The sequence below is a fragment of the Phaeobacter sp. JH20_34 genome (assembly GCF_048056095.1).
Taxonomy (GTDB): domain Bacteria; phylum Pseudomonadota; class Alphaproteobacteria; order Rhodobacterales; family Rhodobacteraceae; genus Phaeobacter; species Phaeobacter bryozoorum.
In genome coordinates this window covers 438,298-463,051 of sequence record NZ_JAYMWT010000021.1, presented here as the reverse complement: position 1 = coordinate 463,051, position 24,754 = coordinate 438,298, and the positions used below count along the sequence as shown (strand labels likewise).

General features: G+C 60.5%; 22 protein-coding genes. 11 read left to right on the top strand and 11 right to left on the bottom strand.

All coding sequences use genetic code 11. From position 1 onward, the window contains the following. Positions 1 to 262 precede the first annotated feature (262 nt). Both VWZ81_RS16810 and VWZ81_RS16805 read left to right on the top strand, forming a co-directional pair. On the top strand, positions 263 to 532 hold the full coding sequence (locus VWZ81_RS16810) for a DksA/TraR family C4-type zinc finger protein (RefSeq protein WP_340544771.1): 270 nt from the start codon (positions 263 to 265) through the stop codon (positions 530 to 532). A gap of 201 nt (positions 533 to 733) precedes the next feature. Beyond that, the gene (locus tag VWZ81_RS16805) at positions 734 to 1,855 is read left to right on the top strand and encodes a serine/threonine protein kinase (protein ID WP_416543217.1); all 1,122 of its coding nucleotides are present in this window, start codon (positions 734 to 736) and stop codon (positions 1,853 to 1,855) included. A gap of 162 nt (positions 1,856 to 2,017) precedes the next feature. On the opposite strand, the gene VWZ81_RS16800 is transcribed toward VWZ81_RS16805, so the two are convergent. The 5 genes from VWZ81_RS16800 to VWZ81_RS16780 form a co-directional block, all read right to left on the bottom strand. After that, positions 2,018 to 2,479 carry a DUF995 domain-containing protein gene (locus VWZ81_RS16800; RefSeq protein WP_340544773.1) on the bottom strand — a complete coding sequence of 154 codons (462 nt, stop codon included), beginning with the start codon at positions 2,477 to 2,479 and terminating at the stop codon, positions 2,018 to 2,020. A gap of 420 nt (positions 2,480 to 2,899) precedes the next feature. Then, a complete protein-coding gene (locus VWZ81_RS16795) occupies positions 2,900 to 3,094 on the bottom strand; it encodes a hypothetical protein (protein ID WP_416543155.1) in 195 nt (64 codons plus the stop codon). Next, positions 3,091 to 4,935: a M3 family oligoendopeptidase gene (locus VWZ81_RS16790; RefSeq protein WP_416543154.1), complete on the bottom strand. Its 1,845-nt coding sequence runs from the start codon at positions 4,933 to 4,935 to the stop codon at positions 3,091 to 3,093. Before VWZ81_RS16790 ends, VWZ81_RS16795 begins: the two co-directional genes overlap by 4 nt. 162 nt (positions 4,936 to 5,097) lie before the next feature. After that, on the bottom strand, positions 5,098 to 6,060 hold the full coding sequence (locus tag VWZ81_RS16785) for an alpha/beta hydrolase (RefSeq protein ID WP_416543153.1): 963 nt from the start codon (positions 6,058 to 6,060) through the stop codon (positions 5,098 to 5,100). Then, on the bottom strand, positions 6,060 to 6,347 hold the full coding sequence (locus VWZ81_RS16780) for an SCP2 sterol-binding domain-containing protein (RefSeq protein WP_340544777.1): 288 nt from the start codon (positions 6,345 to 6,347) through the stop codon (positions 6,060 to 6,062). Before VWZ81_RS16780 ends, VWZ81_RS16785 begins: the two co-directional genes overlap by 1 nt. Before the next feature lie 97 nt (positions 6,348 to 6,444). Here VWZ81_RS16780 and VWZ81_RS16775 point away from each other — a divergent pair, with 97 nt between their 5' ends. The 6 genes from VWZ81_RS16775 (at position 6,445) to VWZ81_RS16750 (ending at position 12,688) form a co-directional block, all read left to right on the top strand. Next, on the top strand, positions 6,445 to 7,014 hold the full coding sequence (locus tag VWZ81_RS16775) for a tetratricopeptide repeat protein (protein WP_416543152.1): 570 nt from the start codon (positions 6,445 to 6,447) through the stop codon (positions 7,012 to 7,014). Between the two features lie 41 nt (positions 7,015 to 7,055). Beyond that, entirely contained in the window at positions 7,056 to 10,064 is a 3,009-nt protein-coding gene (locus VWZ81_RS16770) for a helicase-related protein (RefSeq protein WP_416543151.1), read from the top strand. Between the two features lie 19 nt (positions 10,065 to 10,083). After that, complete coding sequence (locus VWZ81_RS16765) at positions 10,084 to 10,458, top strand: RNA-binding S4 domain-containing protein (RefSeq protein WP_416534727.1); 375 nt, start codon at positions 10,084 to 10,086, stop codon at positions 10,456 to 10,458. 63 nt (positions 10,459 to 10,521) lie between these two features. Continuing rightward, positions 10,522 to 10,860: a ferredoxin FdxA gene (fdxA, locus tag VWZ81_RS16760; RefSeq protein ID WP_008559821.1), complete on the top strand. Its 339-nt coding sequence runs from the start codon at positions 10,522 to 10,524 to the stop codon at positions 10,858 to 10,860. 364 nt (positions 10,861 to 11,224) lie between these two features. Next, a complete protein-coding gene (locus tag VWZ81_RS16755; protein ID WP_340544782.1) occupies positions 11,225 to 11,734 on the top strand; it encodes a CarD family transcriptional regulator in 510 nt (169 codons plus the stop codon). 180 nt (positions 11,735 to 11,914) lie between these two features. Then, entirely contained in the window at positions 11,915 to 12,688 is a 774-nt protein-coding gene (locus VWZ81_RS16750) for an ion channel (RefSeq protein WP_340544783.1), read from the top strand. Between the two features lie 20 nt (positions 12,689 to 12,708). Here the strand turns inward: VWZ81_RS16750 and VWZ81_RS16745 are convergent, their stop codons facing one another. Next, a complete protein-coding gene (locus tag VWZ81_RS16745; RefSeq protein WP_416543150.1) occupies positions 12,709 to 13,467 on the bottom strand; it encodes an adenosylcobinamide-GDP ribazoletransferase in 759 nt (252 codons plus the stop codon). Positions 13,468 to 13,566: 99 nt separating this feature from the next. Between VWZ81_RS16745 and cobT the strand changes: the two genes are divergently transcribed. After that, positions 13,567 to 14,583, top strand: a complete 1,017-nt coding sequence (cobT, locus tag VWZ81_RS16740) for a nicotinate-nucleotide--dimethylbenzimidazole phosphoribosyltransferase (RefSeq protein WP_340544785.1) — start codon at positions 13,567 to 13,569, stop codon at positions 14,581 to 14,583. A gap of 29 nt (positions 14,584 to 14,612) precedes the next feature. Here the strand turns inward: cobT and VWZ81_RS16735 are convergent, their stop codons facing one another. The 3 genes from VWZ81_RS16735 to VWZ81_RS16725 all read right to left on the bottom strand — a co-directional run bounded on the left by VWZ81_RS16735 (position 14,613) and on the right by VWZ81_RS16725 (position 18,491). Next, positions 14,613 to 16,505 (bottom strand): monovalent cation:proton antiporter-2 (CPA2) family protein, encoded by a 1,893-nt coding sequence (locus VWZ81_RS16735; protein WP_416543149.1) that lies wholly within the window; start codon positions 16,503 to 16,505, stop codon positions 14,613 to 14,615. A 247-nt stretch (positions 16,506 to 16,752) separates the two neighbouring features. Then, entirely contained in the window at positions 16,753 to 17,973 is a 1,221-nt protein-coding gene (locus VWZ81_RS16730) for a PAS domain-containing protein (protein ID WP_416534731.1), read from the bottom strand. A 62-nt stretch (positions 17,974 to 18,035) separates the two neighbouring features. Beyond that, entirely contained in the window at positions 18,036 to 18,491 is a 456-nt protein-coding gene (locus tag VWZ81_RS16725; RefSeq protein WP_340544788.1) for an Lrp/AsnC family transcriptional regulator, read from the bottom strand. Positions 18,492 to 18,635: 144 nt separating this feature from the next. Here VWZ81_RS16725 and hppD point away from each other — a divergent pair, with 144 nt between their 5' ends. After that, positions 18,636 to 19,736 carry a 4-hydroxyphenylpyruvate dioxygenase gene (gene hppD / locus VWZ81_RS16720; RefSeq protein ID WP_340544789.1) on the top strand — a complete coding sequence of 367 codons (1,101 nt, stop codon included), beginning with the start codon at positions 18,636 to 18,638 and terminating at the stop codon, positions 19,734 to 19,736. Between the two features lie 111 nt (positions 19,737 to 19,847). Here the strand turns inward: hppD and VWZ81_RS16715 are convergent, their stop codons facing one another. Further along, positions 19,848 to 22,511 (bottom strand): hypothetical protein, encoded by a 2,664-nt coding sequence (locus tag VWZ81_RS16715; RefSeq protein WP_416543148.1) that lies wholly within the window; start codon positions 22,509 to 22,511, stop codon positions 19,848 to 19,850. 169 nt (positions 22,512 to 22,680) lie between these two features. Between VWZ81_RS16715 and VWZ81_RS16710 the strand changes: the two genes are divergently transcribed. Beyond that, positions 22,681 to 23,397, top strand: a complete 717-nt coding sequence (locus VWZ81_RS16710) for an SIMPL domain-containing protein (protein WP_416534733.1) — start codon at positions 22,681 to 22,683, stop codon at positions 23,395 to 23,397. A 60-nt stretch (positions 23,398 to 23,457) separates the two neighbouring features. Here the strand turns inward: VWZ81_RS16710 and VWZ81_RS16705 are convergent, their stop codons facing one another. Then, the gene (locus VWZ81_RS16705) at positions 23,458 to 24,750 is read right to left on the bottom strand and encodes an O-acetylhomoserine aminocarboxypropyltransferase/cysteine synthase family protein (RefSeq protein WP_416534734.1); all 1,293 of its coding nucleotides are present in this window, start codon (positions 24,748 to 24,750) and stop codon (positions 23,458 to 23,460) included. Positions 24,751 to 24,754: the final 4 nt, after the last annotated feature.

Sequence of the window (24,754 nt, the reverse complement as noted above, 5' to 3'; positions counted from 1 at the left end):
GGCGTCTCCTTCAGAGTCGGTCAATTCCGCGCTCGGCTCAGATACTTGTCATGCCAGTGATGCGCGGTCACAAAAGAAAGACGGCATCGGTGCCGTCGTCGAATACTCAACAGCCCGGATCGCGATTTCGTTCCCGATAAAGCGCCCGCATTGTAGACTGCGATCCGGCGGATACCGGAACCCGAGCGGTGCGGAGGGCGTTTCGCAGCCAGGGGTGCAGCAGGTCGAAACCAGTAAATCGCAGGACAGGAGGAGAAACAGAATGGCCGGAGGATGGACCCGCGATGGTGCGGTGAGTGAACAGATCGAAGCGTCAATCAGTGACGAGCTGGCGCGTCTCAGGTCGAGGCGCGCTCCGGTCGGTGAAAGCCTGACACATTGCGCCGATTGCGAGGAGCCGATCCCCGAACCGCGGCGTAAGGCGATCCCTGGCGTCAAACTCTGTATCGAGTGTCAGCAGGAACGCGACGGCGCCCAGCAGGCGCGTGGCGGAATCAATCGGCGCGGCTCCAAGGACAGCCAGCTGAAGTAACATGGTCCTTTCGCCGGCTTGATCGCGCCGAAGTATCTTCCCCGCGCCATCTGCGGATGCTATATCCCGAGCCGGGCTCACAGGCGATGGCGTCGCCGCAGGCAGACTGCTCTGGCCCAAAACCACGCTCCTGTACGCCGGGACTTTCAATCGGGAGATTGAAGGCCCCGCCTTTGCCTCCCGAGATCAAGGGAGGCATCCATGGCCTGGTCGCCGGAAAAAACTGAAGTCAAAAGCTGGAATGAATGGGACACGCTGCGCCATGTGATCGTGGGCCGTGCCGATGATTGCCACATCCCGCCGGAAGAGCCCGCGCTGGATGCCAAGGTGCCGGAAGACAGCGACATGCGCGGCCAGTGGGGCCGCCGCCCGCAGGAAACCATCGACCGTGCCAATGAGCTTTTGGACAATTTTGCCAGCCAGCTGCAGAACCGCGGTATCCGGGTGGACCGGCCGGTTTCGATTGATCATTCCCAGCCGGTGACCACCCCGGACTTCAACACCGACAGCCAGTTCGGCTGCATGCCGCCGCGTGACGTGCTGCTGACTGTCGGCCATGAGATGCTGGAAGCGACGATGTCCTACCGCTGCCGCTGGTTCGAATACCTGAACTACCGCCCGCTTTTGCAGAAGTACTGGGAAGAAGACCCCAGGTTCCGCCACGAAGCCGCCCCCAAGCCGCGCCTCACGGACGCAGATTACCACCCGGATTACCTCAGCGAGAAGATCGGCGTGGCCAAGCGGCTGGAATGGGCGGCGGAGAAATTCTTTGTCACCACCGAGGAAGAGCCGCTGTTTGACGCCGCCGACGTGTTGCGCTTTGGCAAGGATCTGGTGGTGCAGCACGGCTTCACAACGAACCTCAAGGGCATTGAGTGGCTGCGCCGCCACTTCCCGGATCACAGGGTGCATACTGTGAACTTCCCGGGCGATCCGTACCCGATCCACATCGACGCCACTTTCACACCGCTGCGCCCGGGGCTGATCCTGAACAACCCGCAGCGCCGCCTGCCGGAAGAGCAGCGCGAGATGTTCAACAAGAACGGCTGGGAAATCGTTGACGCAGCACAGCCTGCCCACAACACCCCGCCGCCGCTGTGCTACTCCTCCACCTGGCTGTCGATGAACGTGCTGGTGCTGGATCCGAAAACCGTCTGCGTCGAGAAATCCGAGGTTTATCAGGCCGAGCAGATGGACAAGCTGGGCATGGAGGTGGTCGAGGTCGAGTTGCGCGACGCCTATGCCTTTGGCGGCGGGTTGCACTGCTGTACGGCAGATGTCTACCGCGACGGCGACTGCGAAGATTACTTCCCGCATCAGTGAGCAGTGGCGCGCCGTCAGCTACGGCGCGCCACTCTTCGACGGTTAATCTTGACCGTACTTGTCTACCGGGAGCAGGTCTCCAGTGCAGGTATCCTGCGGACCAGTTTCGCATGCGTTGCTAACCGTAGCTACTCAGTCGGTCCGGCTCGCTGTCTGAGGCTGTCAGATGCCGTATTTCTTGCGCAGCTTGCGGACCTGTGACGAGATCTTGTTCCCGGGCTTCACGCGTTCGGCGAACTCCTTCGTCGGCTTGTACCATGATTGGTCCTTGTCGCTGTACTTCCACAGCTGGCCCTTGCTGTCTGCTACATGGCGGAAGCATTCTTTGTTCTGATCCCCGGACCCGCCTTCGCTGCTGTACCAGAGCGCCTCATAGCACAGCTGGCCCTTTGAGGTTGCGTACCATTTTCCCAAGCCAACGCTGTCTTCCCAAACGGCTTGGAAGCTCCCGTCAGGCGCCCAATACGAGCCCCCTTTGCTCCAGATCCATGTCTTGCCGGAATAAAGCTCGACAACCGTTTGTCCGCTTACGCGGTTTTTCCGGTCGGGGCCCGCTGCGAAAACCGGCGTCGCTGCCAGGGCTGACACAATCGCCAATACACAAATTTTTTTGAAAATAAACATTACTCATCCCCTCAAACTGGTGAACGGCGAAACTATACCATAAATTGTCCGAAAATCCGACAGTGCGGTTCCAGGAGTGTAAAGGCTTTTGCTGCCTGGGGTGACCGCCACCTGGCGGCGATTGATGATGGTTTATTCGCGCGGTAGGGCCATCCGCAGGATGTGCCGGGGGCCGGCAAGGCCATGGGGATAGATGCCGCCGGTGTCCTGAAACCCGCCTTTCTGATAGCAGCGAACCGCCGGAGAGTTTTGCAAATTCACCCTCAGCACCACTGCATGGCGGGCCGGGTACTGGGTCGGCAGATTGCTCTGTAAAGCAGAGACGGCTGTGGGGGCATAACCTTTACCCTACGCGCCGCGGTCGATCATAAACGCGCGCAGGCCCAGCTCATCTGCCGAGGCGAAATCATAGGTTTCGTGTTAAAGGCGGTCGATCTTCAAGAACCCCAGCGCGCGGGGCCCGTCGAGGATGGCGTAAAAATCCACGCCGTCCTCGCCTTCTTCAAAGGCCTGCGCCACGGTGCCAGAGAAGCGGACCTGATCCGGTTCCACACTTGTATGGGCGACCAGATCAAGCTCGCTGCGCGCCGCCGAGCGCAGGGTAATCGGCTTCACCCCTCCATCGCTTCCAGCTCATCGATCATGTCGGAGATCATGCTTAGGCCCTTGTCCCAGAAGGTGGGATCAGAGGCATCCAGGCCAAAGGGCGCCAAAAGTTCCTTGTGGTGTTTGGAACCGCCTGCCTTCAGCATGTCGAAATACTTGTCCTCGAACCCTTCGGCCCCCTCGGCGTAGACGGAGTAGAGCGCGTTCACCAGCCCGTCGCCAAAAGCATAGGCGTAGACGTAGAAGGGCGAGTGGACAAAATGCGGTACATAGGTCCAGAAGGTCTCGTAGCCGTCCATGAAATCAAAGGCTTCACCAAGGCTCTCGGCCTGTACCGACATCCACAGCGCGTTGATGCCATCAGGGGTCAGCTCGCCTTCGGCGCGGGCGGCATGCAATTTGCATTCAAAGTCATAGAACGCGATCTGGCGCACGACCGTGTTGATCATGTCCTCGACCTTGCCCGCCAAGAGGATCTTGCGCTCGTTCTGGTCCTTGGCGTTTTCCAGCATCTTGCGGAAGGTCAGCATCTCGCCGAACACAGATGCGGTTTCCGCTAGCGTCAGCGGCGTTGACGACAGCATTTCGCCCTGCTCGGCTGCAAGTACCTGGTGCACGCCGTGGCCCAGCTCATGCGCGAGCGTCATCACATCGCGCGGTTTGCCGAGGTAGTTCAGCATCACATAGGGGTGCACATCGGTGACGGTCGGGTGAGCAAATGCCCCCGGCGCCTTGCCCGGTTTCACGGCGGCGTCGATCCAGCCCTTCTCAAAGAACGGCTCTGCCAGATCGCCCATGCGCGGATCAAAAGCGCTATAGGCATCCATCACCATCTTGCGTGCTTCCTCCCATTTGACGGTGCGGGAGGTCTCCATTGGCAGCGGCGCATTGCGGTCCCAGACCTGCATCCGGTCCAGCCCCAGCCATTTGCGCTTCAGCTCGTAATAGCGATGCGACAGCTTGGGGTAGGCGGCCACCACAGCTTCTCGCAGGGCCTCGACGACCTCCGGCTCGACGTGGTTGGAGAGATGGCGTCCCATCTGCGGAGAGGGCATCCCGCGCCAGCGGTCCAGGATTTCCTTTTCCTTGGCCTGGGTATTGTGGACACGGGCAAAGATCTTGATGTTGTCGGAGAACACCCGGGCAAGTTCGCGCGCCGCGGCTTCCCGCTTGGTGCGGTCTTGTTCGGTCAACAGGTTCAGCGTGCCTTCGATGTTCAACTCTTCGCCGTCAACGGTGAAGGTGAGGCCGGCAATCGTTTCGTCAAAAAGCCGCTCCCAGGCGTCGCCTACAACGCCCAGATCATGCAGGAATTTCTCCAGCTCGTCAGACAGCTGATAAGGCTTCATCGCGCGAATACGGTCAAAAATCGGTTTGTAGCGGGCGAGATCGCTGTTGGCGGCGAAATGGGCCTCCAGTGCCGCGTCTTCAACCCGGTTGATTTCAAGCGAGAAGAACACCAGCGGCGTGGTGAAGATCGTTACCTTCTCCTGCATGTCGGACATGAATTTGGCGCGACCGGCATCGGTGGTCAGCTGATAATAGCGCAGACCAGCAAAGGACATGATCCGCCCGGCGATGGCGTTGATCTTCTCGTTGCGCAAGACGCAGGCCAGCAGACCGTCGGCATCCAGATCGGCCAGTTTGCCTTCGTAGTCACTGGCGAAACTGGCGCATTCTTTCTCCAGCCAGTTGAGGTCGCGATCCAGCTCTGCCGCATCCTCAGAGGTGTAGAGGTCGCTCAGATCCCATTCAGGCAGATTGCCCAGCCCATCCGGCCCGGCACCGCCCGCATCATTGGCGTTGGCGTCTCGCATCAGGTCGCGGTCAAGGAAGGGAGCGTTGAACATCAGGGCACCTCGGGCTGTTGTGTGTCTTCTACGACATCTAAGCGCGAGGGCTGGGGATCACAAGCAAGCGGCCCGCGTCGGGCGGCGATTTATTGGCCGGGCAGGGGGCACTGCGCGCGAGATTTTAAGAACGCTGATCGCGTCAGCCTGTCCGGGGTGAACCTAGTCTGCGTATTGATCGAACAAACGGGTGATCTTGTCAAAAATGGCGCGGCGGGTTTCAGCCTCTTCCATCATCACCTCATGCTGCGCCCCCTCGACCAGATCCAGTTCGCCGCCCGGCCAGCGCGCCATCCGGTCATGAATGGCTGCCGTATTGACGATCTGTTCCTGTGTGCCGAGGAAGGTGATGCAGGGCAGTGCGGGTGAGGGCATTTTCGCAAGGGCTGCACATTCTCGCAGGCTTTCGCCCAGCCATCGGACGGTCGGCCCGCCAAGCGACAGATCGGGCTGTGCCGCAAGCTGATCCTGCATCAGGCGGTACATCTCAGGATCATTGGTGAGCGAATTGCCCTCGAACGGGCTGGCCTGCACATATGGGGCTAGGGTTGTCGTCGGGGTCCGCATTGCGCCGATGCCGAACCGGTCACCCATAGAACTGAGCAGCCGCGCCACGGGCCGCAGCGCGGGCGGGATCTGAATTCCCCACATCGGCGCGGAAAAAATGCAGGCTTTGACCGGAAGCCCTTCCATGACTGCGCGCAGACCGATGGCGCCGCCCATAGAATGGCCGAGGACGAACCATGGTTTCGGCAGAGCGAGCCGATCGGCCAGCTCGACCGCCGCTTGGACGTCTTTCTGAAAATCGCGAAAGGCGACGACGTGACCCAGAAGCCGCTCCGGCAACATCCTGTCCGCCAGCCCCTGGCCGCGCCAGTCGATTGCCAGCGTTGCATAGCCTCGGCTTGCCAGATCCTGGGCAGCTCCGCCGTATTTTTCGATATATTCGGTGCGCCCGGGAAACAGCAGCAACGTGCCCTTCTCAGCGCCCGCAGGGCGCCAATGGCCCACGCGGATGCGCAGGCCATCGCTGGTGCTCACCCAATGGGCCTGCCCGCCGTCTGGTCCTCGCGCGATATCGGCAAAGAAGGGAGCGGGGGTCAGATCCATCGGGCGCGCGTCCATCAGGCCATCGCCGATGCCAGTTTCATCGCGGTGCCCATGTCACCGTCGATGGTCAGCTTGCCGCTCATGAATGCCGTGGTCGGGTTCAGTTCACCCTCGATGATGGACTGAAACGTCTCTGCGTCGGCGGTCATGGTGACCTCTGCCTCTTCGTCGGCGACGCGGGCCCCGTTCTGATCCAGCATGATGGTACCCATGCCGGTGATGTCGAATTTGGCGGAGCCGTCAAAGCCACCATCCATTTTTGCGTTCAGCGTTTCTGCTGCTTGGGTCAGCGTTTCGCTCATGTTCAGTCCTCATTTTGGTCCGCAGCCTGCAAATTTATGTGAAGGATGTCCTTCCCACTCTGGAAAACGCAGGCTGCGCGGTTACACTTAACCCATCATGGTTGCAAAATTCTCCAATCTCAAAGCTATCGTGGCGGCAACGTCTTTGACAGTCCTGTTTTCCGTGCCTTTGCAAGGTCACGCTCAGGAGGTTCAGGGCGAGGCGGACCTGCTGGCCGCTTTGTCCGATGCCGACCCGCAGGAAGCCATCGGTCTGGACAGATCCCTGCAGGCGCTCTGGAACAGTAGCGGCTCGCCTGCGATGGACCTGCTTTTGAAACGTGGCAAGGACGCGCTGGACCGCGGCGATACCCGGATTGCCATCGAGCATCTGACTGCGCTGACCGATCATGCGCCAGGATTTGCCATGGGCTGGTACGAGCGGGCACGGGCGTATTTCACCGCGGGCCTCTATGGCCCTGCCGTGGCCGATCTGGAGCAGACGCTGATGCTGAACCCCAACGACTACAATGCGATTTTTGCGCTGGGGGCGATGTTCGAACAGTTCAATGACCCGCAAAACGCCTATGAGGCCTATAAAAGGGCGCAGGCTATACATCCGCACCACGAGGCGATAACCAGCGCGCTCGACCGGCTGAAGACCGAAGTCGAGGGCAAAGAGCTTTAGGGCGGACAGTTGAGCTCGGTTCGGGCGTTGAGGGCAATATCATGACAGGCACGCAGAGTTCCGGGAGCGCCCGGGTCCTGGCGGTTTTGGGGCCGACCAATACCGGCAAGACGCACTATGCGATTGAACGTATGCTGGGGCATCGCACGGGTGTCATGGGATTCCCGTTGCGGCTTCTGGCGCGCGAGGTCTATGACAAGGTCGTCGCCGCCCGTGGCCCGTCGGTGGTGGCACTGATCACCGGTGAAGAGCGTATCGTGCCGCCGCGCGCACAATACTGGATCTGCACTGTTGAGGCGATGCCCGAGGGGATGGGCTGCGATTTCCTTGCGGTGGATGAAATCCAGCTCTGCGCCGACCCGGAACGGGGCCATGTCTTTACCGACCGTCTGCTAAGGGCGCGTGGCACTCATGAGACGCTGTTTCTTGGCGCTGACACCATGCGCGGGCCGATTGCTGCGTTGGTTCCGGGCGTGCAGTTTATGCGCCGCGAACGGCTTTCGGATCTGGTCTATGCCGGATCCAAGAAGCTCAGCCGGATGCCTGCGCGCACCGCTATCGTCGGGTTCTCCATCGACAATGTCTATGCCATCGCCGAACTGTTGCGCCGACAGAAGGGCGGGGCAGCCGTTGTGATGGGCGCGCTCAGCCCCCGGACCCGCAACGCCCAGGTCGAGCTCTACCAGAATGGCGAGGTGGACTATCTGGTCGCGACCGATGCCATCGGCATGGGTCTCAATCTGGATATCGATCACGTCGCCTTTTCGTCGCTCAGCAAATTTGACGGTCGCCGGATGCGGCAATTGGCCCCGAATGAACTGGCCCAGATCGCGGGGCGGGCAGGGCGCGGGATGAGTCACGGCAGCTTTGGGGTTACCGGCGATGCCCCGCCGCTGGAGGATGGCGTCGCGCAGGCGATCATGGAACACCGGTTCACGCCGTTGAAGAAATTGAACTGGCGTTCCTCGGCGCTGCAATTCGGCACGGTAGAGGCACTGATCCGCGCTCTCGAATCAGCGCCTGACGATCAGAACCTGATCCGCGCCCGCGAAGCGGACGATCTTATCGCCTTGAAATCCTTGTCCCAGCAGGATGAAATTCTGGCGCGCACAACCAACGCGCCCTCGGTACGATTGCTCTGGGATATCTGTCGCATCCCGGATTTTCGCGGTATCTCGCAATCGGAACATTCGGGGCTCTTGGGCGTTTTGTTCCAGTATTTGCACGACTCAGGCGTTGTCCCGGACGACTGGCTGGCGCGGCAGGTCAAACGGATTGATCGGGTTGATGGCGACATTGACGCATTGTCGAAACGTTTGGCCTTTATACGAACATGGACCTATGTCGCACAAAGGAACGGCTGGGTCCGTGATGAAAGTCATTGGCGCGGGGAGACGCGCGCTGTAGAAGACAGATTGTCGGACGCCTTGCACGAACGTCTGACTCAGCGATTTGTGGACCGGCGCACATCCGTGCTTTTGCGCCGGCTCAAACAGAAGGAGGCCCTTTTGGCCGAAGTGAATGATAAGGGTGAAGTGACCGTCGAAGGTGAATTCGTTGGTCGTCTTGAAGGGTTCCGGTTCTCGCCGGACAAGGGCGCACAAGGCGCCGAGGCAAAGGCGTTGAAATCCGCCTCCCTGCAAGCACTCGCACCGCATTTTCATCTCCGGGCTGACCGTTTTTACAACGCGCCGGATACCGAAATTGATTTTACCGATCAGGGCGGCCTGATGTGGGGTGAATATGCTGTCGGCAAATTGGTGGCCGGCGCTGACCCGCTGAATCCGCGCATCGAGGTGTTTGTCGACGATACTGCGGGCCCAGATGTGGCCCAGAAGGTCGAACGCCGCCTGCAACATTTCATCTCACGCAAGATCAACGCGCTGTTTGAGCCGCTGCTCAACCTGCAGCGCGACGAGGAGCTGACCGGCCTGGCCCGTGGCTTTGCCTTCCGCATGGTCGAGGGGCTGGGTCTGCTGCCGCGCGGCAGTGTCGCGCAGGAAGTGAAAGATCTGGACCAGGATGCACGTGGCGCGTTGCGCAAACATGGCATCCGCTTTGGCCAGTTCACCATCTTCATGCCGCTGCTTTTGAAGCCGGCGCCGACTCGCCTGCGGCTGGTGCTCTGGGCGCTGTCCGAGGGTCTTGGCGAATTCCCCGATGCACCGCCTGCCGGTCTGGTGACCGTTCCTGTGATCAAGGATGCTCCGCAGGGCTATGATACCATGTGCGGGTATCGCAACGCGGGCGAACGCATGATCCGTATCGACATGCTCGAACGTCTTGCAGACATGCTGCGCGCCGAAGACAGCCGTGGCGGGTTCGAGGCCAAGGCCGACATGCTGTCGATCACCGGCATGACGCTGGAGCAGTTTGCAGATTTGATGCAGGGGCTTGGCTATCAGGCCGACAAGGGCGAGCGGGTCAAGGCCAAGGCGGTTGACACCGTGGTCACCGAAACCAGCACGCCTGATGCGGATATCCCGGTGATGGACGCGGCGCAACAGGTTGAAAACACGCCTGCCGCCGCCCCGGATGAGACCGATACCGCTGCCGTCACGGAAACAGTTACCGCTGATCCTGATGCGCCAGCCGATGTTCCGGGTGATGTTGCGGCGATTGAGGACGCAGGGGTGGCACCGGTTGCAGAAACCATGGCCGACCCGGCAGCTGTTGATCCGATCCCCGAGACCGCCGAGATCGAGACCCCGGTTGGCGAAGCTGCCGATGCCAATGTAGACGAGCTTGAGATGGAGGTGTTCTACACCTTCACCTGGGGGCGCGCCCGGAAGACGGGCGGCCACCGCGGCGGTGGCCGTCGCGGTCAGGACGCTGGCGAGAGCGGTGCAAAGCGTGGCGGCGACGCTGCGCGCGGCAAGGGCAAACCACGTGGCGGCAAGCCTGGCCGCGATGGCAAACCCGGCAAGAAGGGTGGCCGTCAGGATCAGGGCAGCAAAACCTATTCGGCCCGCCCGCCGAAGAAGGAAAAGCAGATTGATCCCGACAATCCCTTTGCAGCGGCGCTGATGGGACTGAAACAATCCGATTGATCGGCTGCTGGTGCCATGGATGACGCAGGTCGCTGAAAAGATCAGGATCGACAAATGGTTGTGGCAGGCGCGGTTCTTCAAGACCCGTAGCCTGTCCGCCAAGATGGTCAGCGCGGGCCATCTCCGTCTCAATGGCAACAAGATTGCAAAACCGGCTCAGAACGTCTCTCTTGGGGACGTTCTGACCTTCCCTCAAGGGCGCATCATCCGGACCGTCCGGGTCGAAGCACTTGGAACACGGCGCGGACCTGCTCCAGAGGCACAGGCGCTGTACTTTGATTTGACCGAAAAACAGGACCCCGTGCCGCGTAATCCGCGCTACGAAGGAAAAGGTCGCCCGGATAAGAAAGAGCGCAGGGCGCTTGATCTTAGTCGCCGGGATGGCGCGTTTTGACATCTTGAAGCCGGCGCTCGGGTGAATTAGCTACAAGCCAAACAGCTACGGGACTCGGCCACCATGACTTATGTCGTTACGGATAACTGCATCGCCTGCAAATACACCGACTGCGTCGAAGTCTGTCCGGTCGATTGTTTCTACGAGGGCGAGAATACCCTGGTGATTCACCCGGATGAATGTATCGACTGCGGCGTCTGCGAACCGGAATGCCCCGCCGATGCGATCCGCCCGGATACCGAGCCGGATATGGACAAATGGGTTGAGTTCAATCGGAAATACTCCGAAATGTGGCCAGTCATCGTCTCCAAGAAAGATCCACTGCCAGATGCAGAGGAACGCGACGGAGAAGAAGGCAAGTTGGAGAAGTACTTCTCCGAAGCTCCCGGCGAAGGCGGCTGATAACAGCAGGTGTCTGCGGCTCCAGCTGGCTGGTTGCTTCGCGACTCACCTTTGCAAGACTGCGCGGTCCGGGAACGGGCCGCACCGGAGACCCGCCGTTTTATGGCATTTTTCGGGTCTGGATCCATTGGGACCATGATGTTTCACGGAGCGCTGCCTTTTTGTGGGGCAGAAAATATGATATACTCTTTCAGTAAATGACCAACCACGGATGTCCGCCTTGACTGTGCGCCCTGCGACGCACGGGTCCTATGGCGGTTTTTCTGCGGCATTTCTGTGGGTGCGGGTATTCGGATCACCGCGCGCGTGGATGTGTGGCAGCCCAGCCGACCCGAAGGTCGGCACAGAGCGAGGAAAGACCTGTATGACTAAATCGAAGAAGCCTGAATTCCGCCCTGACGACTATGTTGTGTACCCTGCCCATGGCGTTGGCCAGATCATCTCGATCGAAGAGCAGGAAGTGGCCGGCTTCACGCTGGAACTGTTTGTGATCACCTTTGAGAAGGACAAGATGACACTGCGGGTGCCGACCAATAAAGCCACCGAAATCGGCATGCGGTCGCTCAGCTCCCCCGATGTGATCGCCAAAGCCATGACCACGCTCAAAGGCAAGGCGAAAGTCAAACGCGCCATGTGGTCGCGTCGCGCCCAGGAGTATGAGCAGAAGATCAATTCCGGTGACCTGATCTCCATTGCTGAAGTGGTCCGTGACCTGCACCGCACCGATGACCAGCGTGAACAAAGCTATTCCGAGCGTCAGCTCTATGAAGCGGCACTTGAGCGTCTGACGCGCGAGGTTGCGGCGGTTTCAGGTGGTGACGAAATCTCCGCCGCCAAGCAGGTGGACGAGGTGCTGACCTCCCGCGCGGCCTGATCCAGATCTGATCGCCGCAGGGTCCGATCCATCGGATATACGAACAAAGAAACCTAGGCCGCGCTCCAGGGCGTGGCCTTTTTCGTTTTTGCGCTATGCTTTAGGCGCTGACATGTGGATCGTGACGGCGTTCGTGTGTGACACATCGAGCCAAGACCCAAAAAACGAGCAGAGAACACCATGACGGACCTAAAGACTCGCCTGACCGATCTCTATCGCGGGACCGACAGCGCGTCGGTCCGGTTTCGCTACGGGCTGATCGGATTTGATGCGGTTACAATTCTATTCTTCATGTCGACGGCCCATATTCCCCATGGTCCCTGGCTGATCGGGCTGAGCTGGATGGCCGGTGTCGTCATCGCTTTGGATCTGGCGGCGCGGTTCTGGATCAGCGGCAACCGCCGCAAACTGCTCTGGCGCATCTATACGCTGGCCGACATTGTGGTGCTGATCTCACTGCTGCTGGAGACGATCCTGCCGGGAGGGCTGGCTTTCCTACGTATCCTGCGAGGGCTGCGGCTGATCCACTCCTATCATCTGCTACAGGACCTGCGGCGCGACAGCCGGTTTTTCCGCCGCCATGAAGATGCAATCATCGCGGGGATCAACCTCTTCATCTTTGTCTTCGCAACCTCGATGACGGCTCTTGTGTTCTTCATGGATACATCCGGCAGCGATTATCCCTACATTGACGCGCTGTATTTTACCGTGGCGACACTGACCACGACCGGCTTCGGCGACATCACCATGGCCACACCAGCTGGCAAGACATTTTCGGTTTTTGTCATGGTTGTGGGGGTGACTTTGTTCGTGCGGCTGGCGCAGGCGATCTTTAACCCCCAGCGGGTGCGCTACACCTGCAGCCAATGCGGATTGACGCGCCACGATATCGACGCGGTGCATTGTAAACATTGCGGCGGGCAGCTGAAAATCCGCACCAGCGGGGTGGAGTGACCGGAACCAGGCGTGGCTGTTCAGCCAAGCGCCGCCGCAAGGACCAGCAACCCGGAAAGCTCGCTCAGCTGTTGCGTCGCCCCCAGCACATCCCCGGTTTGTCCGCGAATCTTGGTACGCGCGGTTGCCGCGATCACGGCTGTCGCGGCAAGCATGGCCAGCAATACGCCCCAGCCTGACCAGCCCAGTATCAGCAGCGCCACCAGACCCGCAATCGCCAGCCCCAGCCCGCAGGCACGCCAAGGCGGTCGGCCGACGGAGGATGACAGACCCGAGCCGCGCGCATTCGCAAGCGCGGCCATGACCAGTGGCATCATGGCCCGGCTCAGCATTGCAACAGGCAGTAGGGCCCAGGGGGCGGCCGCCGCCAGAATGCTGGCGTACGCCATCCAGCGCAGGCCAACGCTCAGGATCAGGGCCAGAACGCCATAGGTGCCGATATGGCTGTCCTTCATGATCTCCAGCCGCCGCTCCCGTGTGAAGCCACCCCAGAACCCATCAGCTGTATCGGCCAGCCCGTCCTCATGCATCGCCCCGGTCAGCACCGTCTGCGTCAGCAGCGCAATCCCCGCCGCGACCATCGGGCTGAGCCCAAAGGCCAGCGCCATCATCGACAGAATGCAGGCAGGTACCGCAACGGCAACCCCGGCAAAGGGGAAGGCCCAGACCGCGTGCGCATGGCGCGCAAACTGTTGTTTTTGCAACTTTGGCATCGGCAAACGTGTCAACAAGATCAACACGAGTAGAAAATCTATGCCAGATATGTCGTTTTTTCGCATTTGCGGGCCTCACAGAGGGCTTGCGGTGTCAAGATGAACGGGTACATACGGATGATCCGCTTTACCTGCGACGACCCCTTCGATGCAATGAGGCTTTCAATGCTGTCACCGCTCTTTTCGCTTGATCACTTTCGTGCGCAGCTTGCGCAGGCCCCGGGGGTGGACGAACAGGCTGAGACCGCTGCCGCCGAGCGCAACAGTCAACTGACCAAACCGCCTGGTTCGCTGGGGCGGCTTGAGGATCTGGCAATCTGGTACGGCAGCTGGCGCGGAAGCGAGCGTCCGGTGATCCGCGCGCCGCAGGTGATCGTCTTTGCCGGCAACCACGGGATTGTGGAGCAGGGGGTGTCTGCCTTTCCCAGTGAAGTGACAGCGCAGATGGTCGCGAACTTCAAACACGGCGGCGCGGCGATCAATCAGCTGGCCAAGCTGGCAGGCGCCCGGCTGGATGTTCACAGCCTTGATCTTGAAAAACCGACTCAGGATTTTACCAAAGGCGCCGCCATGGACAGCGTCGAGCTGCTCAGCGCGCTTCAGACCGGGTGGAAGTCGGTGGATCCGGCTGCGGATTTGCTTGTTGTCGGCGAAATGGGCATCGGCAATACGACCCCCGCCGCAGCGCTGGCCTGCGCGCTGTTTGGCGGCGACGCTGCGGATTGGACCGGCCGGGGGACCGGTATTGATGATACCGGGCTTGCCAACAAAACCCGGGTCGTGGCCGAAGGAGTGGCCTTGCATGGCCCAGCCATCACCGACGGTGTCGAGGCGCTGCGCCGTTTGGGCGGGCGTGAGATTGCAGCCATGGCCGGGGCGATGACTGCGGCCCGCATGATGCGTATCCCGGTTATTCTTGATGGCTTTATCTGCTGTGCCGCTGCGGCCTGCCTGATGCGGACCCATCCGGCGGCGCTGGATCATGCGGTCGCGGGTCACCAGAGCGCCGAAAGCGCCCATGCCGCGCTGTTGACCCACCTGGGCAAGCCGCCGTTTCTCTCGCTTGACCTGCGCCTTGGCGAGGGATCGGGTGCGGCTTTGGCGATCCAGGTCCTGCGGGCCGCCGTTGCCTGCCACAGCGGTATGGCGACATTTGAAGAGGCGGGCGTCTCCGTCAGCTAGGCCAGGGCGCGACGGCGCAGGATCGGCGCTCAGGCTGACTTCTGGTCAGTGGACTTCTTTGCTTCGGCAAGCTCCAGCAGGGCTGTTTCCAGATCTTTTTCCAACTCGCGGGCGCGGGCGATGTAGGCTGGGTTTTCACTGGCCGGCGTGCCCGGGATCCAGAGGCCCGCCAGTTCCCGCACAGTATGGCGGTCATGCGCATAAAAGGTCTGTTCAGCCTGTGCGGCCTCATATTCGCTTAGGCCGATCTGCTCCAGAACGTAGCGCCCCGCGCGAAGCGAGCTGTCGAACATCTCGCGGACGATATCATTCGCCCCCGCCTTATAGAGCTCAAACACGTGGTTGCGGTCGAAGGCGCGCGCAACGATGTGCAGCTCCGGATGGCCGCGACGGGCATGGGCGACCAGCCTCAGCGCAGCCTCGCGATCATCCAGTGCGACAACCAGAACCTTGGCCTTGGCAATCCCCGCGGCTTTTAGCAGCTCTGGCCGGGTCGGATCGCCGAGGAAGCTCTTCACCCCGAACCGGCGCATCAGCTGTACCGAGGCCATATTGCTATCGAGCACAACCGTGTTGAACCCGCTGGCGCGCACCAGACGATTGACAATCTGACCAAAGCGGCCAATCCCGGCTATGATGACGGGACCTTCTTCGTCGATTTCGTCGGCGGCCTGTTCCTTGGGGTTGTCCTTGCTGTATTTCGACAGCACGTCATAAAAGATGAACAGAAGCGGGGTGATCAGCATCGACAATGCAATCACCAGAAGCAGCTTTTCCGACAGCTCGGGCGGCACGACATTGAGCTGCCGCGAAAATGCCAGCAGGACAAAGCCAAACTCCCCCGCCTGTGCAAGGCCCAGCGTAAACAGCCAGTGATTTCGTTTCTTCAGGCCGAAGGCCTTGCCGACAAAATAAAGCACTATGCCTTTTGCAAGGATGACGAGAAGCGCAAGGCCGATCAGATCGCCCGGCTCGGCCAGGAACAGGCGGTAGTTGATGCCAGCCCCGACCGTGATGAAGAACAGCCCCAGCAGCAGCCCCTTGAAAGGGTTGAGATCGCTTTCGAGTTCATGGCGAAATTCGCTGTTGGCCAGAACAACGCCGGCCAGAAAGGCGCCAAGCGCAGGCGAGAGACCAACCAGCGTCATCAGGAAGGAAATGCCGACGACGATCATCAGCGCCAGGGCGGTGTACATCTCCCGTAGATTCGATGCGTGGATGAAGCGGAAGACCGGGCGGGCAAGATAGACACCGGCCAGCACAATGGACGCAATCGCGCCAATGGTGACCAGTGTCACGGCCCAGCCGGGCAGCCCTTCGACCAGAGAAAGCGTTGCGTGGCCGGAGGCCGCATGGGCTTCCTCGGCGCTGCGCGCAATGGATCCATCGCCAATGATCTGAGCGCCATGCTGGGCAGCGAGCAGGGGCAGCAGTGCAAGAATCGGGATGACTGCGATATCCTGTGTCAGCAGCACCGAGAATGTCGCCCGCCCGCCGCCGGTACGCATCAGGCCTTTCTCCGAGAGGGTCTGCAAGACGATCGCAGTTGACGAGAGCGAGAGCGCGAGACCAACGGCCAGGCTGACCTGCCAGGTCTCCCCCGCCAGCATGGCCGCGCCCATCAGGGCCACGGTGCTGAGAAGGATCTGTAACCCCCCAAGGCCAAGCAGTTTGTTCCGCATTGCCCAAAGCGCGCGCGGCTCAAGCTCCAATCCGATCAGGAACAGCATCATGACGACGCCGAATTCGGCGAAATGCCGCAGGTCTTCTGCTTCGCTTCCGACGAAGCCAAAAACCGGTCCGATGATAATCCCGGCCGCCAGATAGCCAAGCACGGAACCGAGGCCCAACCGCGCCGCGATGGGCACCGCAATTACAGCGGCTGCTAGGTAAATTGTCGCCTGATAAAGAAATGCGTCCATAGGCTTTGATATCGCAAGCGTAGGGCGTGTTGGCAACGTCTAACATGCCGCCGTCCCGATAGCGGAGCGTTGCCGCCGGTCGGCCTTTCATACCACCGATCATGAGACCGGGCAGGGACACGGCCGTGGATGTCAAAATGCGGAGGGATCAACGAACCCCGGAGGCGCTCCAAAGCAAGGAGCGCCCCCGGTCAGGCGCGCGAAAGCGCCATGCGAAAGAATGAGCCGCGTAACAGCTTGGTCAGTGTCAGCGTTCCAGCGAGCGGATTTCATTGCTCAATTTGGCGATACGTTCCAGGCGATGGGAAATACGTTCCTGAAACACGCCGAGCTGGTCGATGATATCGGCAAGTGTCTCGCCCGATTCCGGCAGGCGGGCGCTTTCAATCTTACACAGGACACGGGTTGAGCTGAGGCCAAGAAAATGTCGGTGCATGACCTGACAGGCATGCATGATGCGCGACGCCTCGCGGTCCACCTGATCCAGTCCTTTGCCCGCGCGCTCAAGCTGCGCAGCCACCAGTTCGGCCAGTACCTCACGCTCGCCCTGCATGTCGACATCGCCAAGGCTGCGCCGCTCTTTCTGAAGCTGGATGTCGCATTCCTTCAGAACGCGAACCATACATTCGACAAACAGTGAATCATCGACGGCGGTTTCAATCACCGCAAAATTGCTGTCTTTCCCCATTACATGGGCCGCGAACCAATCCGACATCTCGCGCGACATAGCACCGTAGTTCTGCGAGAGCACTGTGACCGGACCGCCTGACGGCTCAATGCGCGACGCGATGACCCGCAGGTTATGCGGGATCGTGTGCATGGCGTCGAAATCTTTGATCAGACCTTCGGTTTCCGCAACAAGCGTCTTGGCGTTGGCCAGCATCTTGCACAGATCGACGATCATCTGATCCGGCTCGTTCTCCAGCCCGATGTCTCGTGCGATCAGTTCTTCGCTCATCGCTTTTGTGGCGAATTGGCGGTAGTTTTCGTAACCATGTTCGACGATCCAGCTCTTCAGCCGTTCGGCGCTTTCCTCTGGCGACAGACCTTCGTCTTTTTCAGCAGCCAACAGCTTGGTATATAGGGCGCGCACGTTGTCAAAGATCTTGCTGCTGGGTTTGAGGCGGGCCGACAGGTAGCCATCGCCGCAGGGCACGACAACCGCATAGACCCAGTAATACAGGCCATCCTTCGATTTGTTTTTGACGTAGGCGCCCATGGTCTGGCCGCTTTTGATCGTGTCCCAGAACAGTTGAAACACGCCCTTGGGCATGTCCGGGTGGCGAATGGTGCGATGCGGCGCGCCCAGCAGCTCTTCCCAGTCGTAATTGGACACCCTTCGAAATACATAGTTACCGGCAAGAATGACCCCGCGGCTGTCAGTGCGCGAGAAAAATACTTCGTTCAGCCCAAATGGGGCTTCTCCGCGGGAGGGGCGGCTTTCAATGCGACGATCTACAAAGGACACGGTCTCTATCCAATCTCTGAGTCTGTACCGTGTTTGTATATCGCACGAGTGTTCACGGAACCTTAAGTTGGCAGGGGGCCATCGCTTTTTAATTGTGCCATGACGATCTGACTTTGGACCCGCGCAACAGTGGGATGTGGCAGTAAAATTTCATGCAAAAGTCGATTCAGGGCGGCCAGATCAGTGCAAAATACCCTAAGTAAATAGTCCGCTTCGCCCGTCATCGTCCAGGCGGAGGTGATTTCCGGGCGCGATCTGACCAACCGGGAAAATCGCTCAGACTGTTCGGGTCCGTGGCTCTCCAGATGAACCTGAACAAACCCCTGTACGCTCAACCCCAACTTGTCAGGATCAAGCCGCGCCTCGTAGCTGCGGATATAGCCATCAGCCTCCAGTCGCTGCCTGCGTCGCCCCGCCTGACTGGCAGAGAGATTCAGCAATTCTCCCAGCTGCTGCGCGGTAAGATGGGCATCCTTCTGCAAGGCTGCCAGCAGTTTCTGATCGGTTGCGTCCAACATGTGCGGAACTTTCACGTAAATCACTAGATGAATGCGCATTCTGCGCATCTGGTCCTAGGTGTAGCCTAAACTATGCGCAAAACAAGCATCGGAATTGCGGTATTCTGGATGCAGCTACACCATTCCCGATCTGGAGGAAGCCGCATGGGTCCGTTCCCGCATAATGCCCCGAAGTCCGTCATCAGCGCCGAAAACCCAGCCGGCACCGATGGTTTTGAATTTGTCGAGTTCGCTCACCCCGAGCCTCAGGAGCTGCGCGATCTGTTTACGCGCATGGGCTATGAGCTGGTTGGTCATCATAAGGCAAAGCCCGGCGTGGAGCTGTGGCAGCAGGGCGATATCACCTATATCCTGAATGCCGAGGCCGGTAGCTTTGCCGAGAAATTCGTGGCCGAGCATGGTCCCTGCGCACCCTCGATGGGCTGGCGGGTGGTTGACGCGCAAAAAGCGTTCGAACATGCCCTGTCCAAAGGCGCCGAAGCCTATGAGGGCGACGACAAGACCATGGATGTGCCCGCGATCAAGGGGATCGGCGGCTCTCTGATCTACTTCATCGACCAGTACTATGACACCTCGCCCTATAACGAAGAGTTCGAGTGGCTGAAGCAGTCCAAACCACGCGGCGTCGGCTTCTACTACCTCGATCACCTGACCCACAATGTCTACAAGGGCAATATGGACAAGTGGTTCAAGTTCTACGGTGAACTGTTCAACTTCAAGGAAATCCGCTTCTTTGATATCGAGGGCAAGTTCACCGGCCTGTTGAGCCGCGCGCTGACCTCCCCCTGTGGCCGGATCCGCATTCCGATCAACGAAGATCGTGGCGAAACCGGGCAGATCGTGTCCTATCTGAAGAAATACAACGGTGAAGGTATCCAGCACATTGCTGTCGGGACCGAGGACATCTATGGGGCGACCGACGAAATCTCCGAACGCGGGATCACCTTCATGCCGGCGCCGCCCGCGAGCTATTACGAGATGAGCCATGATCGTGTCGTCGGTCATGACGAGCCTCTGGACCGGATGCAGAAACACGGCATCCTGATCGACGGCGAAGGGGTCGTTGACGGGGGCGAAACCAAGATCCTGCTACAGATCTTCTCCAAGACCGTGATCGGGCCGATCTTCTTTGAATTCATTCAGCGCAAGGGCGACGATGGTTTCGGCGAGGGGAACTTCAAGGCTCTGTTTGAATCGATCGAGCGCGAGCAGATCGCCAATGGAGAGCTTACAGGGGTAGAATAACTGTCCCTTACCCCACTGAACCAAAGAAGCCGGGCCTATGCAGGTCCGGCTTTGACAAGTCAGCTTCGAATGAGCGTCTTCAGTTAAGATGCAGCCCCTAGCCACTCGGAATTAGCCACTCGGAATTTTCAGCGTCAGATTTCGATTGCCTTTCTGGTATTGCAGCTGGCTGTCGCCGATAGCGACAACGCGGCCACCGTCGATCCGGTCTCCGACCTTCACCTTCTTGTAACGCCCATTGGGCATCAGGATCAGCGCCCGGCGATTTGAAGGGGTGCCATAGACACCAATCAGGTTCACGCGCCGCAGGTTGATCGCGTTGTCGATCGTGGCCTGACGGGCCACGGACGCGCTGGACGGGATCCGGGGCGTCACGGTCTGCGGCGGGCTGCTGGCAACGGCTTCGGCAATGCTCGGCTCCGCGTTGCGCTGCGGGTTGCGTTGGGCACGATCGACCAGATTGGCAAAATTGGCCGGCCGCGCGCGCGGAACCACGGAGCGCGCAATGGCCTGTGCGGTTGCAGGCAGGCTGTTCTCTTCAGCGGGCTTCAGTCCGGGCGGGCGCGGGCGGGGACGTAAGGCGCCCAGCTCGGCGCGGCTCAACCCGCCGAGCTGGGCCCGTTCGTTCTGCTCAACCAGATCTCTGGGGCGTTGCTTCGGCCGGAGTTCCGACAGGATCGCCTGTCGCGCGGCTTCCTCTGCTGCCGCTGCAACTTCGGGGTCGGGGCGGGCCGGTGTCGGCGGCGGGACTTTCTCCGGGCGACCGAGGAACACCATGACCCCATCCGGGTTCAAGCTGCCTTCCGGGGTCGCTTTGACCAAGCCGCGCTCATCCAGTTCAAACTGCTGACCGGCGGCCGTTGGCGTGCTGACCGAACCAAGTTGCAGGTCGGTCGCGTAGAGATCCGGATCCGGCAGCGCGATGGCATCTTCGGAAATATCTGTCGGGTCAATCGAGGCCACGTAAAGCGTCTCGAGGTTCTCCGCCCCCGGTGCCTCCGGCGTTTCGGGGGCGTGCTGCCAGATACCTGTGGCCGCATATTGGGCGGCGCGGGTCAGCGGTGTATCCTGTTCGGCGTCGCCCATTTCTGGGTCCGCCTCAGGTGCCAGCTCTGCCAGATCGAGGTCTTCGGTCAGCGTCTGCTCCGCCGCTTCGGGTCCCTCCTGTTCAAGCCGCAGGGCATCCAGAACCGCCGTATCGGTACTGGAAAGCCCATCCACGTCGCTCTCTGCCGGGTCTGAGGGCACGGCGGCGGCGTCATCGGAGATGTTGTCCAGCGGTAGCAGGGAACCATCGTCCGGCTGATCGGGAATGGCGCTTACCTGTGGGGCAATGTCGCCAGCCTCAGCGGTCTCAGGCGTGTCCAGAGGGGCCGCGGTACCATCAGTCACGGCGTTGCGCGTCTGCTTTTCCGCAAGTATGGCCCAGGCGGCCACGATTGCCATGAATAGGAGCAGAGCCGTCACTAGAGCAAGCCCCAGGAAACGTGGTTTGCCGCCGATTTTTTTCTTTCTGACGCCTGCCAGCAGAGCAGCCTTGCCTGCTTCATGCAGGGATTTCTTATCCTTCGGGGTGTCCGTCAGGGAAATCTCAACCATTTCATCGCGGGGCAGGACAGGCGCTGGACCCGATGGTTTTGGCGCCGGGGGGATGATGGCCTTGGCGGCTGCGGGCGGCGTAACTATGGCCGGGGCCTTGCCCAGACCACCACCAGACCCGACAGGGCTATCTGCCAGGGCGATCGTGCCAAACGCCGCATGCGGGACCACGCGACCAGTATCAGGGGATTTGCCATTCGCAGTCAGCCCTGGTGTTGTAGCAGCGACCTTGCCCGACGGTTTATCTGACGGTTGCGCCGCGTCCGTGGAAGTTCCAGCCGGGCTCGACGCCACATCCGCCGCGGCAGTCGTGGCGCGCAGCGTTGGTTCGCTCCGGACTGCGCCCTCCTTGCGCCTGCGCGTGGAAAACCCGGTCGCGGCAGCGGGTTCGGCGGGGTCGCTTGGGGTGTCGGCTGTCGCTGACGGTGCGGTCTCCACCGCAGAGGCTTCGACAGTGTCGCTCGCTTCAGGCGCGGTTGCAGCCGTGTTCACAACCGCTTCGTCCGCCGTTGCGTCCTTGGCGACAGCAGCGGCATCGGTCGGCAGGGCATCCGGCTGCTCGTCGGGTCTGGCCTCGGTGCCGTCAGACGTGCTTTCCACAGGCTCAGGCTCAGGCTCAGGCTCAGGCGGCGCGGCGGGGCCTATGTTGACGACCGCAATTCCATCAGGCTCAGCCGGTTCTTCCCCTGATTGCAGCAACGTCTGCGAGGCACCAAAGTAGGGCTCTCCCAGAAAATCCATATCGCCCGGTACCGCCACGAAACCAACCGGCAGAAACCCGTGCATCAGAGCAAAATCTTCGGCTTCCTGCAGTGTCTCCCGGGCCACTGCGGCCACATGCGTCTGCGATCCATCCTCGCTGAGGTCAAAGGCCAGTTCATCGACCCGATACGGGGTCGCCCCGTCCAGTCCCCGTTCGGCGGCGGCACGACGATCCGCAGTGTCAGTGACGCCGGTCTGAAGGGTCAGATAACGGATCTGATCATTGGGAATGATGAGCTTGCAGGCGATCGGCCCCTGGGCGTACCGTTCGCCCAGTCGGCGCAGGTCTGCCAATGCCTCACCCAGATCCTCCACATCCAGCGCAACCGTGCCAATCTGACGCCAGCCACCAGCGGCTCGCTGCAACAGGCAAACGCCGGTGGAGGACAGAGAGAGTGCAAACCCCGGTTTCATGATGCAAACACGCCTTCAGCTCTAATGTGCCCATACCCCAGTGTGGCAAGGCGATCTTGGCGCAGACCATACGGCAGAGCGGGCGCAAGGGAAAGGAAAAGACACCATTTCCCCCTTGCAGGCGGTCAATTGCCATCCCCATGTAACACCTCAGAAAGGGAGCAGTTCTATGAAAGCGACACATATTTTGGCCTCGGCCCTGGCCGTCGTGCTGGCAGCAGGTCTGGCAAGTGCCGATGAAACCCGCATCGACCGGCAGATTGCCGTCACCGGGGACGCACGTATCGCGGTCACGCCCACGCTGGCAACAATCACGCTTGGCGTGACCGAAGAAGCTGATGAGGCCGCGCTGGCCATGTCGGCCGTCTCGACCAAGATGGTGGAGGTCGTCGATGAGTTGAGAGCGGCCGGCATCGCGGCTGAGGATATGCAGACCCAGCAGATCTCGCTCAACCCGGTCTGGTCGCAGGATCGCAGCTATGACGACGGCCGCCGCAAAATTACCGGGTTCTCGGCGTCAAATACCCTAGCCCTCAGGATCCGCGATCTGGATCGTCTGGGCGAGGTGCTTGATCAGGTGCTGAGGGTCGGCGCCAATGATTTCCGCGGGCTTAGCTTTGGTGTGGCCGATCCGGCCAAGGTGCAGGACCAGATCCGGGGGGCAGCGGTAAAGGATGCCCTGCGCAAGGCGACCCAGCTCGCCGAAGCCGCTGGGGTCGAACTGGGGCCGGTACGGTCGATCCATGACCGCGAGACCGGCGGTGGCCAGCCGATGATGGCGATGGAGATGGCCCGCAGCGCCCCTATGCCGATCGAGGCGGGCGAGCTGAGCTTTAGTCACAGCGTGTCGGTTGTCTACGATATCAAATCCACCGACGCCGACTAACCACATAGCAAAAAGGCCGGGTTACCCCGGCCTTTTTCATGTTTTGGCAGTGCCGTTGCCCTAGCTGGTGGCGGCGGTCAGCGCCTGATCCAGATCGGCGATCAGGTCTTCAGCATTTTCGATCCCGATCGAGACACGCACGACATTGGCCCCGGCGCCGGCGGCTTCCTGCTGTTCCGGCGTCAGCTGACGGTGGGTGGTGGAGGCCGAGTGGATGATCAGCGACCGGGTATCGCCAAGGTTCGCGACATGGCTGAAAATCTCGAGAGAGTTCACCAGTTTGACACAGGCGTCATAGCCGCCCTTGACCGCAAAGGTGAACAGCCCGCCGGTGCCCTTGGGATAGTGCTCCTTGGCACGGGCGTGATATGGCGACGAGGGCAGCCCCGCATAGGTCACATAATCAACCCGCGGATCCTGTTCGAGCCAGGACGCAACGGTTTTGGCGTTCTCGCAGTGGCGTTCCATCCGCAGGCTAAGGGTTTCGACCCCCATCAAGGTGTAATGCGCGGCCTGTGGGTTCATCGTCATGCCGAGGTCACGCAGACCGATGGCAATCCCGTGGAAGGTAAAGGCCAGCCCGCCAAAGGTCTCGTGGAACTTCAGCCCGTGATAGGCCGGTTCGGGCTGCGACAGCGACGGGAATTTGTCATTTGCCGACCAGTCGAATTTGCCGGAATCGACAATCACGCCGCCGGTGACGGTACCATTGCCGGTCAGGTATTTCGTGGTGGAATGCACCACCAGCGTCGCACCATGGGCAATTGGATTGCAGAGGTATGGCGTGGCAGATGTGTTGTCGATGATCAGCGGCACGCCCGCCGCATCTGCAACATCCGCAATCGAGCGGATATCGGTCACATAGCCGCCGGGGTTGGCGACCGATTCCCCAAATACGGCCCGTGTATCGTCATCAATTGCGGCAGCAACCGCATCCGGGTCGTCAAAATCGACAAATTTCGCTGACCAGCCAAAGCGTTTGATGGTCTGGCTGAACTGGGTGACGGTGCCTCCATAAAGGCGCGTCGATGCAACGACGTTACGGCCCGGGCCCATCAGCGGGAACAGCGCCATGATCTGTGCTGCGTGGCCGGAAGAGCAGCAGACCGCGCCGACGCCGCCTTCCAGGGTCGCAATGCGCTCCTGAAGTACGGCGACCGTGGGGTTGGTCAGGCGCGAATAGATAAAGCCAACTTCCTGCAGATTGAACAGGGCGGCGGCGTGATCTGCATCGCGGAACACATAGGCCGTGGTCTGGTAGATCGGTGTCTGCCGCGCACCGGTGGCCGGATCGGGCTTGGCGCCCGCGTGAATCTGCAATGTGTCGAACCCGTAGCTTGGCGCTTCAGACATGGAT